At 43.8% G+C, this 12,758-nt stretch carries 17 protein-coding genes, 2 tRNA genes and 1 pseudogene; 19 read left to right on the top strand and 1 reads right to left on the bottom strand.

Annotated elements, in window-relative coordinates; translation table 11 throughout:
- Positions 1-33 precede the first annotated feature (33 nt).
- The 16 genes and pseudogenes from LNN34_RS13830 (at position 34) to LNN34_RS13755 (ending at position 11,703) form a co-directional block, all read left to right on the top strand.
- A complete protein-coding gene (locus LNN34_RS13830; RefSeq protein ID WP_082687822.1) occupies positions 34-1,050 on the top strand; it encodes a LolA family protein in 1,017 nt (338 codons plus the stop codon).
- Positions 1,051-1,166: 116 nt separating this feature from the next.
- Positions 1,167-2,336 carry an alanine racemase gene (gene alr, locus LNN34_RS13825; RefSeq protein WP_229043657.1) on the top strand — a complete coding sequence of 390 codons (1,170 nt, stop codon included), beginning with the start codon at positions 1,167-1,169 and terminating at the stop codon, positions 2,334-2,336.
- Positions 2,337-2,451: 115 nt separating this feature from the next.
- Entirely contained in the window at positions 2,452-2,733 is a 282-nt protein-coding gene (gene endB / locus LNN34_RS13820; protein WP_003225183.1) for a type II toxin-antitoxin system antitoxin EndoAI, read from the top strand.
- A 4-nt stretch (positions 2,734-2,737) separates the two neighbouring features.
- Positions 2,738-3,088: a type II toxin-antitoxin system endoribonuclease NdoA gene (gene ndoA / locus LNN34_RS13815; protein WP_003156187.1), complete on the top strand. Its 351-nt coding sequence runs from the start codon at positions 2,738-2,740 to the stop codon at positions 3,086-3,088.
- A gap of 115 nt (positions 3,089-3,203) precedes the next feature.
- The gene (gene rsbRA, locus LNN34_RS13810) at positions 3,204-4,028 is read left to right on the top strand and encodes an RsbT co-antagonist protein RsbRA (RefSeq protein WP_082687807.1); all 825 of its coding nucleotides are present in this window, start codon (positions 3,204-3,206) and stop codon (positions 4,026-4,028) included.
- 4 nt (positions 4,029-4,032) lie between these two features.
- A complete protein-coding gene (gene rsbS / locus LNN34_RS13805) occupies positions 4,033-4,398 on the top strand; it encodes an RsbT antagonist protein RsbS (RefSeq protein ID WP_003225190.1) in 366 nt (121 codons plus the stop codon).
- Positions 4,399-4,401: 3 nt separating this feature from the next.
- Entirely contained in the window at positions 4,402-4,803 is a 402-nt protein-coding gene (rsbT, locus tag LNN34_RS13800; RefSeq protein WP_024714447.1) for a serine/threonine-protein kinase RsbT, read from the top strand.
- 11 nt (positions 4,804-4,814) lie between these two features.
- On the top strand, positions 4,815-5,822 hold the full coding sequence (rsbU, locus tag LNN34_RS13795; protein ID WP_229043656.1) for a phosphoserine phosphatase RsbU: 1,008 nt from the start codon (positions 4,815-4,817) through the stop codon (positions 5,820-5,822).
- A 60-nt stretch (positions 5,823-5,882) separates the two neighbouring features.
- Entirely contained in the window at positions 5,883-6,212 is a 330-nt protein-coding gene (gene rsbV, locus LNN34_RS13790) for an anti-sigma factor antagonist RsbV (RefSeq protein ID WP_024120301.1), read from the top strand.
- On the top strand, positions 6,209-6,691 hold the full coding sequence (gene rsbW, locus LNN34_RS13785; RefSeq protein ID WP_024120302.1) for an anti-sigma B factor RsbW: 483 nt from the start codon (positions 6,209-6,211) through the stop codon (positions 6,689-6,691). Before rsbV ends, rsbW begins: the two co-directional genes overlap by 4 nt.
- On the top strand, positions 6,657-7,445 hold the full coding sequence (gene sigB, locus LNN34_RS13780; RefSeq protein ID WP_024120303.1) for an RNA polymerase sigma factor SigB: 789 nt from the start codon (positions 6,657-6,659) through the stop codon (positions 7,443-7,445). Before rsbW ends, sigB begins: the two co-directional genes overlap by 35 nt.
- Positions 7,445-8,044, top strand: coding sequence for a phosphoserine phosphatase RsbX (gene rsbX, locus LNN34_RS13775; RefSeq protein WP_044161719.1), 600 nt, complete (start codon positions 7,445-7,447; stop codon positions 8,042-8,044). The genes sigB and rsbX overlap by 1 nt, the downstream gene beginning before the upstream one ends.
- 117 nt (positions 8,045-8,161) lie before the next feature.
- Positions 8,162-8,587 carry a hypothetical protein gene (locus LNN34_RS13770; RefSeq protein ID WP_199398634.1) on the top strand — a complete coding sequence of 142 codons (426 nt, stop codon included), beginning with the start codon at positions 8,162-8,164 and terminating at the stop codon, positions 8,585-8,587.
- Positions 8,584-9,023 (top strand): annotated as a pseudogene (locus LNN34_RS13765) (EVE domain-containing protein). Before LNN34_RS13770 ends, LNN34_RS13765 begins: the two are co-directional and overlap by 4 nt.
- The gene (locus LNN34_RS13760; RefSeq protein WP_024120305.1) at positions 9,007-9,450 is read left to right on the top strand and encodes a MarR family winged helix-turn-helix transcriptional regulator; all 444 of its coding nucleotides are present in this window, start codon (positions 9,007-9,009) and stop codon (positions 9,448-9,450) included. The pseudogene LNN34_RS13765 and the gene LNN34_RS13760 overlap by 17 nt, the downstream one beginning before the upstream one ends.
- A 93-nt stretch (positions 9,451-9,543) precedes the next feature.
- The gene (locus tag LNN34_RS13755) at positions 9,544-11,703 is read left to right on the top strand and encodes a Tex family protein (protein WP_229043655.1); all 2,160 of its coding nucleotides are present in this window, start codon (positions 9,544-9,546) and stop codon (positions 11,701-11,703) included.
- A gap of 9 nt (positions 11,704-11,712) precedes the next feature.
- Here the strand turns inward: LNN34_RS13755 and cmpA are convergent, their stop codons facing one another.
- Complete coding sequence (gene cmpA / locus LNN34_RS13750; protein ID WP_003225207.1) at positions 11,713-11,826, bottom strand: cortex morphogenetic protein CmpA; 114 nt, start codon at positions 11,824-11,826, stop codon at positions 11,713-11,715.
- A gap of 102 nt (positions 11,827-11,928) precedes the next feature.
- Here cmpA and LNN34_RS13745 point away from each other — a divergent pair, with 102 nt between their 5' ends.
- The 3 genes from LNN34_RS13745 to LNN34_RS13735 all read left to right on the top strand — a co-directional run bounded on the left by LNN34_RS13745 (position 11,929) and on the right by LNN34_RS13735 (position 12,674).
- Positions 11,929-12,381, top strand: coding sequence for a SprT family protein (locus tag LNN34_RS13745; RefSeq protein ID WP_059291906.1), 453 nt, complete (start codon positions 11,929-11,931; stop codon positions 12,379-12,381).
- A 122-nt stretch (positions 12,382-12,503) separates the two neighbouring features.
- Positions 12,504-12,578 (top strand) — tRNA-Asn (locus LNN34_RS13740).
- Between the two features lie 5 nt (positions 12,579-12,583).
- Positions 12,584-12,674: transfer RNA gene (locus LNN34_RS13735), tRNA-Ser, on the top strand.
- Positions 12,675-12,758: the final 84 nt, after the last annotated feature.

Raw genomic sequence — 12,758 nt, 5'->3', positions numbered from 1 at the left:
TTTCTTCCTTTTACATCAATTGAGAAAAAGGGGTTGAAAAAGGTGAGAAAAAGCTTTGTTTTGCTTTTAACGGGACTGCTGGCTGTCCTTATTCTTTCTGCCTGCGGACAAAAATCACAGGAAGATGTCGTTACCGGGCTGGACGAGAAGGCGAAAGAATATACCTCGTACAAAGCAAAAGCAAAAATGACCATTGAGACAGGGAGTGACCCGCAAGTATACAATGTGGAAATCTGGCATAAAAAACCGTCTCTGTACCGGGTCTATCTGGAAAATCCGAAAAAGGACCAAAACCAAGTCATTTTACGAAATGAAAACGGAGTATTTGTTCTCACACCGTCTTTAAATAAGAGCTTCAGGTTTCAAAGCGACTGGCCAAACAACAGCAGCCAAGTCTATTTGTTTGAATCGCTTGTAAAGGATATTCAAAACGATTCGGATGCAGTCTTCACTTCAAAAGAATCAGAATACGTATTTGAAACAAAAACGAACTATCAGCATAACAAAATGCTTCCGACACAAGAAATCACATTTAACAAGAAGGACATGAGCCCGCTATCTGTCAAAGTCATGGATACCGACCGAAAAGTGATGGTGAAAGTAGAGTTCAGCAGCTTCCAATTCAATAAGCAATTCGACAAAGAGTCCTTTGATGAAAAGAAAAATATGACCCTTTCTCAAATGGATGTCGCCACTAGCGCGAAGCCTTCCGACTCTTTTGCCGTCAAAACGCCGCTTGAACTGCCGCTAGGCGTAAAACTGCTTGAGGAAAAAGATATTTCAACGGAAGATGGCAAGCGTGTCATCATGACTTACGGCGGAGAAAAATCGTTCACCTTAATTCAGGAAAAAGCCCAGGTTGCGAAAGCGTCCTCCTCAGTCACGCTGAACGCGGAACCGGTTAATCTCGGCTACACAATCGGCGCTTTGTCAGATGCTTCGCTAACATGGACTTACGAAGGCGTGGATTATCTTCTGTCATCTAAAGATCTTTCACAAGAGGAGATGGTGACAGTCGCCAAAAGCATGAAGGGACAATCATCCAAATAATCTCCTAAAGGCCGAATCAAATTTGGCCTTTTTTTCGTCAGGCAGAATTTCACTTTGCTCTATAATTTTAGTATGATATGTAAATGATATTGAATAAACGCTAGGAAGTGTCATAAATGAGCACAAAACCTTTTTACAGAGACACGTGGGCGGAAATTGACCTGTCCGCGATTAAAGAAAATGTCAGTAATATGAAAAAACACATCGGTGAACATGTCCACCTGATGGCGGTTGTGAAAGCAAATGCCTACGGACATGGGGATGCAGAAGTAGCGAAGGCGGCTCTTGAGTCAGGTGCTTCATGCTTAGCCGTGGCGATCTTGGATGAAGCGATTTCTCTTCGCCAGCGGGGCCTGAAAGCGCCTATATTGGTGCTCGGCGCGGTTCCTCCGGAGTATGTGAGAATCGCGGCGGAATACGACGTGACGTTAACGGGTTATTCTGTTGAATGGCTTCAGGAAGCCGCGCGCCACCTCAAGAAAGCTTCCCTTCATTTTCATCTGAAAGTCGATACGGGAATGAACAGGCTCGGTGTGAAAACAGAAGAAGAGATTCATCACGTGATGAAAATTCTGGAGCGCAACCCATGCTTAAAATGCAAAGGGGTCTTCACTCATTTTGCGACTGCCGATGAAAAACAAAGAGACTACTTTCTGACGCAGTTTGAACGCTTTAAAGAATTGATTGCTCCTCTGCCTTTAAAGAAACTGATGGTTCACTGCGCCAACAGCGCCGCCGGCCTGCGTCTGAAAAAAGGCTTTTTTAACGCGGTCAGATTTGGCATCGGCATGTACGGATTGCGTCCGTCAGCGGAAATTACCGATGAAATCCCGTTTAAACTGCGTCCCGCATTCACCCTGCATTCGACCCTGTCGCATGTCAAAAAGGTACATAAAGGGGAAAGTGTCAGCTACGGGGCGGAATACACAGCGGGAAAAGACACATGGATCGGAACGGTGCCCGTTGGCTATGCGGACGGCTGGCTCCGCCAATTGAAGGGAACAGAGATACTCGTGAAAGGAAAACGGCTGAAAATCGCCGGCCGAATCTGCATGGACCAATTTATGGTGGAGCTGGATCAGGAATATCCGCCGGGCTCAAAAGTCACATTGATCGGCTGCCAGGGGGATGAATATATTTCCATGGATGAGGTCGCAGGCAGGCTCGAAACCATTAACTACGAGGTGGCTTGTACAATAAGTTCCCGCGTTCCCCGTATGTTTTTGGAAAATGGGAGTATAATGGAAGTAAGAAACCCTTTATTGCAGGGGAATGCAAGCGAATAGCTCATATCACGATAGAATTTTTAAAACAGCTTTGCTTGAAGAGTGAATAATGGTATCATTATCACTGGATGGATAAAAGAGTCGTATCCGTAAGTTTGGTGGAGGTGTATGTTTTTTGTCTGAATCCAGCGCAAGAACCGAAATGAAAATCAGCTTGCCCGAAAACCTAGTAGCTGAATTGGATGGTGTAGCGATGCGGGAGAAACGAAGCAGAAACGAACTGATATCACAAGCAGTGAGAGCCTATGTCAGCGAACGAACAACTCGTCACAACCGTGATTTGATGAGACGCGGCTATATGGAAATGGCGAAAATCAACCTGAACATTTCTTCCGAGGCTCACTTTGCGGAGTGCGAGGCTGAAACGACAGTTGAGCGCTTAGTCAGCGGAGGATAATCATTTGATTGTGAAACGCGGCGATGTTTATTTTGCTGATTTATCTCCTGTTGTTGGCTCAGAGCAAGGCGGGGTGCGCCCGGTTTTAGTGATCCAAAATGACATCGGAAATCGCTTCAGCCCAACTGCTATTGTTGCAGCCATAACAGCCCAAATACAGAAAGCGAAATTACCAACCCACGTCGAAATTGATGCAAAACGCTACGGTTTTGAAAGAGATTCCGTTATTTTGCTGGAGCAAATTCGGACGATTGACAAGCAAAGGTTAACGGATAAGATTACTCATCTGGATGATGAAATGATGGATAAGGTTGATGAAGCCTTACAGATCAGTTTGGCACTCATTGATTTTTAGTAATATTTACCTAGTTGCTCAAATAGAGCAACTTTTTTTGTTTTCAAAAAACATTAACGATATAATAGTGGAATAACGAAAAAATATGTTGTTTTTTATCGGGAGGTAAGCGAATTTGATGTCGAATCAGACTGTCTATCAGTTCATAGCCGAGAATCAAAATGAACTGCTTCAATTGTGGACTGACACACTAAAAGAATTAAGTGAACAAGAATCATATCAGCTGACTGACCAAGTTTATGAAAATATATCTAAAGAATATATCGACATTCTGCTTTCATTTGTTAATGATGAAAGCGCTGCTGAAAGCCAAATCAGCGAACTGGCGCTGAGAGCCGTCCAAATCGGACTTTCTATGAAGTTTCTGGCTACGGCGCTTGCTGAATTCTGGAAGCGTCTCTACACGAAGATGAACGATAAGAGATTGCCAGATCAAGAGAGTACGGAATTAATCTGGCAGATTGACCGCTTCTTCAGTCCGATTAATACAGAAATTTTTAATCAGTACTCCATCTCATGGGAAAAAACAGTATCCCTGCAAAAAATCGCACTGCAGGAGCTTTCTGCGCCGCTGATCCCGGTTTTTGAAAATATAACGGTCATGCCGCTGGTCGGAACGATCGATACGGAACGCGCAAAACGAATTATGGAGAATCTGCTTAACGGCGTTGTCAAACACCGTTCCCAAGTCGTACTGATCGATATTACCGGTGTGCCTGTCGTCGATACGATGGTTGCCCATCATATTATTCAGGCGTCTGAAGCGGTAAGGCTTGTCGGAGCGAAATGCCTGCTCGCCGGAATCCGTCCGGAAATTGCTCAGACCATCGTCAATCTGGGCATTGATTTATCCCAAGTTATTACTAAGAATACCCTGCAAAAAGGAATTCAAACAGCATTGGAAATGACGGATCGAAAAATCGTTTCATTGGGGGAATAACATTGTGAGACATCCAAAAATCCCGATCTTGAAACTGTATAATTGCTTATTAGTGTCCATTCAATGGGAACTTGATGACCAGACAGCATTAACCTTTCAAGAAGATTTATTAAATAAAATATACGAAACAGGTGCCAACGGGGTCGTCATTGACCTGACATCTGTGGACATGATTGATTCATTTATCGCCAAAGTGCTGGGCGATGTCATCACAATGTCTAAGTTAATGGGCGCAAAAGTTGTCTTAACAGGCATCCAGCCCGCCGTTGCCGTGACGCTGATTGAACTTGGAATCGCGCTTGAGGAAATCGAAACGGCGCTCGACTTAGAGCAAGGGCTTGAGACATTGAAGCGGGAATTGGGGGAATAGCGAATGAACGACCAATCCTGTGTAAAGATCATGACAGAATGGGATATCGTGGCCGCCAGACAGCTGGGACGAAACGTTGCAAAAGAGCTGGGTTTCGGCACTGTAGACCAGGCAAGGATCACAACGGCTATATCAGAATTAGCCAGGAACATTTATTTATATGCCGGCAAAGGGCAGATTGGAATTGAACAGGTCGCAGACAGAGGAAAAAAGGGCCTGAAAATTATAGCGGAAGACAAAGGGCCGGGAATTCCTGATATCCGAAAAGTCATGGAAGACGGGTTTTCAACGTCAGGCGGACTGGGAGCGGGACTTCCCGGCGTGAAAAGGCTGATGGATGAATTTAGCTTAAATTCCGTAACGGGGGAAGGAACAGAGATACAAGCCATAAAATGGCTTCGGTAGGAGGTTAGAAAGTGGATTTTAGGGAGGTTATTGAGCAGCGGTACCATCAGCTGCTTAGCCGATATATAGCCGAATTAACAGAAACATCTTTATATCAAGCCCAAAAATTCAGCCGAAAAACAATCGAGCATCAAATTCCTCCGGAAGAAATCATCAGTATTCACCGAAAAGTGCTGAAGGAGCTGTATCCGAGTCTCCCGGAAGATGTTTTTCATTCGCTGGATTTTTTAATAGAAGTCATGATTGGATATGGAATGGCTTATCAAGAGCATCAAACCCTCAGGGGGATACAGCAGGAAATTAAATCAGAAATTGAAATCGCAGCTAATGTACAGCAGACGCTTCTGGGAACAAAAATTCCGGAGGAAGAAGCGCTGGACATTGGCGCGATCAGTGTGCCCGCCAAACAGATGAGCGGTGATTATTACCATTTTGTTAAAGACAAAGAGTCCATTAATATTGCCATTGCTGATGTCATCGGCAAAGGAATTCCGGCAGCTTTATGTATGTCTATGATTAAATACGCGATGGATTCTTTGCCGGAAACGGGCATTCACCCTTCACAGGTGCTGAAAAACTTGAATCGCGTTGTTGAACAAAACGTTGATGCCAGTATGTTTATTACGATGTTTTATGCCAATTACAATACGGACAATCATCGATTTACATACGCTTCAGCGGGACATGAACCGGGATTCTACTATTCTCAAAAAGACAATGCATTTTACGATTTAGAAGCTAAAGGGCTGGTTCTCGGGATCTCGCAGGATTATGACTACAGGCAATTTGACCAATATCTCAAAAAAGGAGATATGATTGTTTTATTTTCTGACGGCGTTACAGAATGCAGGACGGAAAACGGTTTCTTGGAGCGTCTCGATATACAGAAGCTCATTGAGGAACATATGTGTTGCTCTGCGCAGGAAATGGTCAAAAACATATATGACAGCCTCCTCAAATTGCAGGATTTTCAGCTTCACGATGATTTTACGTTAATTGTTTTAAGAAGAAAGGTTTAGCGATTGCCAGCCGAGGGTATACAACAACTATGATTTAAAGGATACTTTGAGGTGATATGAATGAATATAAATGTTGATGTGCGACAGAATGTGAATGATATACAAGTAAACATTGCAGGAGAAATTGATGTGTATTCAGCTCCGGTTCTCAGAGAAAAACTCGTTCCTCTGGCAGAACAAGGTGCTGATTTAAGGATTTGCCTGAAGGATGTCAGCTACATGGACAGTACCGGGCTTGGCGTCTTTGTAGGTGTATTTAAAACAGTGAAAAAACAAGGCGGTTCGCTCAAGCTTGAAAATCTGTCTGACCGCCTGATCCGTCTGTTTGAAATTACAGGTCTAAAGGACATCATTGATATTTCTGCAAAGTCAGAAGGTGGAGTGCAATGAAGAACAAAGCTGATTACATCGAAATGAAAGTGCCGGCTCAGCCTGAATACGTAGGAATTATACGGCTGACTCTGTCAGGCGTCGCAAGCAGAATGGGCTATACGTATGATGAAATTGAAGATTTGAAAATCGCAGTGAGCGAAGCGTGTACAAATGCGGTTCAGCACGCATATAAAGAAGACAAAAACGGGGAAGTGTCAATCCGATTCGGTGTGTTCGAGGATCGTTTAGAGGTCATTGTGGCGGATGAAGGCGACAGCTTTGATTTTGATGAAAAGCAGCAGGATCTTGGGCCGTACACACCTTCACACACAGTCGATCAATTATCAGAAGGAGGGCTCGGTCTATATTTAATGGAAACGCTCATGGATGAAGTCAGAGTGCAAAACAACTCCGGCGTCACCGTAGCGATGACAAAGTATTTAAATGGGGAGCGAGTTGATCATGACACAACCATCAAAAACTACGAAACTAACTAAGGATGAAGTCGATCGGCTCATAAGCGATTACCAAACAAAACAAGATGAACAGGCGCAAGAAACGCTTGTGCAGGTGTATACAAATCTGGTTGATATGCTTGCGAAGAAATACTCAAAGGGCAAAAGCTTCCACGAAGATCTCCGCCAGGTCGGCATGATCGGGCTTCTCGGCGCAATAAAACGCTACGATCCCGTGGTGGGCAAATCGTTTGAAGCTTTTGCGATCCCGACAATTATCGGGGAGATTAAACGTTTCCTTAGAGATAAGACGTGGAGCGTTCATGTTCCGAGACGAATCAAAGAACTGGGGCCGAGAATCAAAATGGCGGTCGATCAGCTGACGACAGAAACACAAAGGTCGCCGAAAGTGGAAGAGATTGCTGAATTCCTCGATGTATCAGAGGAAGAGGTTCTTGAAACCATGGAGATGGGCAAAAGCTATCAAGCCTTATCTGTCGATCACAGCATTGAAGCAGATGCGGACGGAAGCACTGTTACCATTCTCGATATCGTCGGATCACAGGAGGATGGATATGAACGGGTGAACCAGCAAATGATGCTGCAAAGCGTGCTTCATGTCCTTTCAGACCGTGAAAAACAAATCATAGACCTAACGTACATTCAAAACAAAAGCCAAAAAGAAACTGGGGACATTCTCGGTATATCTCAAATGCACGTCTCGCGTCTGCAGCGCAAAGCTGTGAAGAAGCTCAGAGAGGCCTTGATTGAAGATCCCTCCATGGAGTTAATGTAATGATCCAGGTTGAAGAAAACCAGCATATTCAAACCCTTGTATACCAATTGAATAAAGAAGGAAAATCCATTTGCGGCGACAGCTTTTTTATGAAAGCTGATGATAAAGAATTAATTTGTGCGGTAGCCGACGGACTTGGAAGCGGATCGCTTGCCAACGAATCTTCTTCAGCAATCAAAGACTTAGTGGAAAACTATGCGAACGAAGACGTACAAAGCATTATCGAACGCTGTAATCAGGCGATGAGAAACAAAAGAGGGGCGACAGCTTCTATCTTAAAAATCAACTTTGAACAAAGGCAGTTTACGTACTGCTCCGTCGGAAATGTACGTTTTATCCTTCATTCCCCGTCTGGTGAAAGCTTTTATCCTCTGCCGATTTCAGGCTATTTATCAGGCAAGCCGCAAAAATACAAAACGCACACCGCTACCTATGAAAAGGGTTCTAAGTTCATTATACATACTGATGGACTCAACGTACCCGATATCCGCTCCCACTTAAAAAAAGGCCAATCGGTAGAAGAGATATCTAATTCACTGAAAATGTATACGACATCAAGAAAAGACGATCTGACATATATTCTTGGGCAGCTGTCCTAGAAGAGCAGAAAAAAGAAGCTGGGAAAGCCGGCTTCTTTTTTTGTGATTGACTATTAGTAAGTACACTTATTATACTTGATAAGTGCACTTATTATTTATTATTTAGGGGGATTACAAATGTGGAAATATGAATACACTGCAATATCAGATGCGGCACCAGAAGAAATCTGGAAATATTATCAGCACCCAGAATCCTGGAAACAGTGGGATGCGGGCATTACATCAGCTTCTCTGAAAGGGCCGTTTCAGAATGAAACGGAAGGAGCATTGCTTTTGCGAGGAAATACAGTTCCATTTTGGCTTGAACATGTGGAGAAACATCAATCATTTTCTGTCATATCCCACCTTCCGAATACAAATGTAAAAATGGAATTTTATCATGTACTGCAAAAGCGACGAGAGGGTCTAAACATCACTCATGGGGTTGTATTGGAAGGTGCAGAAGCAAAAAAATGGGGAGAAAAAATCGGGCAGGAACTGTCTAAAGACATCCCAGAGTCAGTCAACTGCCTTGTCCGTCTTTGCAAAGGAATGCTAAAATGAACACAAAATATTGGATTGGCGTCGTGTCAGAGCAGCATGTTTTAAAAGGGACCGCCGGCGGATTTGCCCAAGTATGCCACGGTAAAAAAGCGCCTCTTGCCAGGATGAAAGAGAATGATTGGCTTATTTATTATTCTCCGCGAGATGCATATCCGGACGGCAGGCTGCTACGATGTTTTACCGCTATCGGAAAAGTGAAGAGCGGAAACGTCTATCAATATCAAATGGCTCCGGACTTTATCCCATACCGGTTAGACATTGATTACTTTCCGTGTGAAAAAATAGGTTTTTACGATATTAAATCTCAGTTGGAATTTGTTCAGGAAACAAATCATCTCGGGCTTTTATTTCGAAGAGGGCACTTTGAAATCAGCAAAAATGATTTTTTGACAATATCACAAGCGATGGGAGTAATATAAGTGAAATGGCACTCTGAATTTAGCGGACCGAACACAAGTCCAGGTTTTTTATTATGGCAGGTCACACAAAGCTGGCAGCGGAAAGTAGGGAAAGCATTGGCTGAGCATGACCTTACCCACGTTCAATTTGTTCTCCTGACCTCATGCAAGTATATGATTGCTCATGGAGAAACCGTCACGCAAAAAAAACTCGCAGGCTTCAGTCAGACCAATATCATGATGGTATCAGAGGTTGTGAGGACGCTTGAGAAAAAGGGATTTATCCAAAGAAGCAAAAATCCTCAGGATAAAAGGGAAGTTCTTCTGTCATTAACAGAAACAGGAGAGGAAAGAGTAACCTCTGCTCTGCCGATTGTCGAGCGGATTGACCAATCTTTTTTTGAAGCAGCCATGATAAAAGAGAACTTTCTAAGCGGCTTACAGGAACTCTTGAAAAATGAATAAAAATACGGGCAGCGGCAGCTGTCTTTTTTTATGTGTTTTTTTCTGTTTTTGATACACTAGAGAAAGAACGACAAAATTGGAGGCTATGGTTACATGGAAACGTCAGCCCTTTTGAAACAGCAAATTGCGAAAGAAATAGGTTTATCACAAAAACATGTTGAAAGCGTCATCCGCCTGCTAGAGGACGGCAACACAGTTCCGTTCATTGCCAGATATCGAAAAGAGCAGACGGGTTCAATGGACGAGGTTCAGATTCAGACCATTTCTGAACGATGGCAATACATACAAAACCTGAATCAGCGAAAAGAAGAAGTGATCAGGCTAATCACCGAGCAGGATAAACTAACAGATGAATTAAAACGCAAAATTGACCAATCCGTAAAACTTCAGGAAGTAGAAGACCTCTACCGTCCGTATAAACAAAAGCGCAAAACGAAAGCGACAGTCGCCAAAAGCAAAGGTCTTGAGCCGCTTGCTGACTATATCATGACACTTCCGCAAGATGACCGCCTTGCAGAAACAGCAGACCAATATATCAGTGAAGAACAAGAAGTGTTTACCAGAGAAGAAGCCATTGAAGGCGCCAAGCACATTATTGCGGAACAAATCTCAGACGAACCGAATTTCAGAAAATGGATTCGCCAGGAAACCTTTAAAAAAGGAACGATCAAGTCAGCTGCCGGAAAATCAGCAGAAACAGATGAAAAAAACGTGTACGAAATGTACTACGAGTATGAAGAGCCAATCGCAAAGGTCGTTCCGCACAGAGTGCTTGCCATGAACCGCGGCGAAAAAGAAGACATTTTAAAGGTGTCTATCGAACCGCCAGCAGATCACATTAAGGCTTATTTAGAAAAGCAAATCATCAAAAACCGTTCAACGTCTGTAAAAGAAATCTTGCAGGAAACGATTGAAGACAGCTACAAAAGACTGATTCAGCCTGCCATTGAACGTGAAATCAGAAAAGAGCTGTCGGAAAAAGCGGATGAACAGGCGATTCATATTTTCTCTGAGAACCTCAGAAAGCTTCTCCTTCAGCCGCCGATGAAAGGCAAGACGGTTCTCGGTGTAGATCCGGCTTTCCGAACAGGCTGTAAGCTGGCAGTGTCAGATGAAACCGGGAAAGTCTTAAAAATTGATGTGATTTACCCGCATGCACCTGTCAAAAAAACGAAAGAAGCTCATGAGAAAGTGAAAGCGATTCTTGAAGAGTATCAAGTGGAAATGGTGGCGATTGGAAACGGCACGGCCTCCAGGGAGACAGAGCAATTCATTGTGGAAGTGCTGAAGGAAACGCCGCGTGATATTTATTATGTGATTGTCAATGAAGCAGGGGCAAGCGTCTATTCGGCTTCTGAGCTTGCAAGAGAAGAATTCCCTGAGCTTCAGGTCGAGGAACGCAGTGCAGTATCCATCGCACGGAGACTTCAAGATCCGCTTGCGGAACTCGTCAAAATTGACCCGAAATCTGTAGGAGTAGGGCAGTATCAGCATGACGTCAGCCAAAAACGCTTAAATGAATCCCTGCGCTTTGTCGTCGAGACAGTCGTAAACCAGGTGGGAGTAAATGTCAACACAGCTTCCGCCGCGCTGCTTCAGTATGTAGCGGGATTATCGAAATCCGTAGCGGGCAATATCGTTAAAAAGCGGGAAAAGCTCGGTAAATTTTCGAATCGAAAAGAACTGAAGGATATTCCAAGGCTCGGCGCGAAAACCTATGAACAATGTATCGGCTTTTTAAGAGTGCAGGAAGGGACAGAGCCTCTGGACAGAACAGGAATCCACCCGGAAAGCTATAAAGAAACAAAAACGCTTTTGAAAAAGCTTGGTGTTTCAACAGAGCAGATCGGTACGGCGGAATTGAAGGATAAAATCAACAAACTTGAGCTTTCTGAAACAGCAAAAGAGCTGGGAATCGGTGAAATTACGCTGAAAGACATTTGTGAACAGCTGACAAGACCTGAACGTGATCCGCGTGATGAGGTGCCTAAGCCTCTGCTGAAAACAGACGTTCTTCAGCTGGAGGATCTGAAAGAAGGAATGGAGCTGCAGGGCACCGTGCGCAATGTAGTGGACTTCGGAGCGTTTGTTGATATCGGAGTCAAACAGGACGGGCTTGTGCACATTTCAAAACTCAGCAATCAATTCGTCAAGCATCCGCTTGATGTTGTATCAGTCGGTGACATCGTGACGGTTTGGGTTGACGGTGTCGATGTACAAAAAGGCAGAGTGTCACTGTCTATGGTAAAATAAAAGCACTGCTTACGAGCAGTGTTTTTTCCTATAAAAATACCAGCATTGATTCAGCAGTTTAATTTGGTAATTATCTTTTTCAAGGAATGCTTTTTGCATCTGCTTTTTCAGCCAATTTGGCATAGGCTCATTCCTCCTCAGCTTTTATCATAAGAGGGCGGTGATTACCCTATTGTATGCGAACAGTGAATTGTCCCGTTCAATGTTTTTTTAGTGAGGTGCACCATGGATAACAAAGAGCTGCAAAAGCTTACAGAGGATATTTCTAACACATACTTCAAAAAGCCGTTTCGCCATCAGGCTGTTTTCAACGACAGACTCAAAACGACCGGCGGAAGATACCTGTTAACCTCTCATAACATCGAATTGAACAGAAAGTATTTGATTGAGCATGGGAGGGAGGAACTGATCGGCATTATTAAGCACGAGCTCTGCCATTATCATCTTCACCTTGAAGGAAAAGGATACAAGCACAGGGACAAAGATTTCAGAGCGCTTCTCCAGCAAGTCAATGCGCCCCGCTTTTGTACGCCTCTAAAGAAAAAAACAGAAAGCAAAAAAACATATAGGTATATATGTACGGCTTGCGGCCAACAGTATATAAAGAGACGCGCTATGAATCCTGACAGATACAGATGCGGAAAATGCCGCGGGAAAATAAAAAGAATTTTTTCGTAAAAAATGTTGACGAAACTGGCAAGCCTATGTTACATTATAAAAGTCGTCACGAGAGATAATAAAAAACATTTACCTCTTGACTCTTAATGACAAGTCTGATACAATGAATCTTGTCTCATTATTCCACAGTAGCTCAGTGGTAGAGCTATCGGCTGTTAACCGATCGGTCGCAGGTTCGAATCCTGCCTGTGGAGCCATATTTGGAGAAGTACTCAAGTGGCTGAAGAGGCGCCCCTGCTAAGGGTGTAGGTCGCGTAAGCGGCGCGAGGGTTCAAATCCCTCCTTCTCCGCCATAAGATTGCGATATAAGTTCTCAACCATCGGCCCGTTGGTCAAGCGGTTAAGACACCGCCCTTTCACGGCGGTAACACGGGTTC

This window comes from Bacillus sp. AF23 (assembly GCF_020861455.1).
Lineage (GTDB): Bacteria > Bacillota > Bacilli > Bacillales > Bacillaceae > Bacillus > Bacillus halotolerans.
The sequence above is the reverse complement of the archived record's forward strand: the minus strand, read 5'-3'. Positions and strand labels throughout refer to the sequence as shown.

Excerpts from the sequence above, each read along its gene's own strand:
- alr (WP_229043657.1), top strand. The coding sequence starts at position 1,167 with ATGAGCACAAAACCTTTTTACAGAGACACGTGGGCGGAAATTGACCTG.
- rsbT (WP_024714447.1), top strand. The coding sequence starts at position 4,402 with ATGAACGACCAATCCTGTGTAAAGATCATGACAGAATGGGATATCGTG.
- rsbV (WP_024120301.1), top strand. The coding sequence starts at position 5,883 with ATGAATATAAATGTTGATGTGCGACAGAATGTGAATGATATACAAGTA.
- rsbW (WP_024120302.1), top strand. The coding sequence starts at position 6,209 with ATGAAGAACAAAGCTGATTACATCGAAATGAAAGTGCCGGCTCAGCCT.
- sigB (WP_024120303.1), top strand. The coding sequence starts at position 6,657 with ATGACACAACCATCAAAAACTACGAAACTAACTAAGGATGAAGTCGAT.
- rsbX (WP_044161719.1), top strand. The coding sequence starts at position 7,445 with ATGATCCAGGTTGAAGAAAACCAGCATATTCAAACCCTTGTATACCAA.
- LNN34_RS13770 (WP_199398634.1), top strand. The coding sequence starts at position 8,162 with ATGTGGAAATATGAATACACTGCAATATCAGATGCGGCACCAGAAGAA.
- LNN34_RS13755 (WP_229043655.1), top strand. The coding sequence starts at position 9,544 with ATGGAAACGTCAGCCCTTTTGAAACAGCAAATTGCGAAAGAAATAGGT.
- cmpA (WP_003225207.1), bottom strand. The coding sequence starts at position 11,826 with ATGCCAAATTGGCTGAAAAAGCAGATGCAAAAAGCATTCCTTGAAAAA.
- LNN34_RS13745 (WP_059291906.1), top strand. The coding sequence starts at position 11,929 with ATGGATAACAAAGAGCTGCAAAAGCTTACAGAGGATATTTCTAACACA.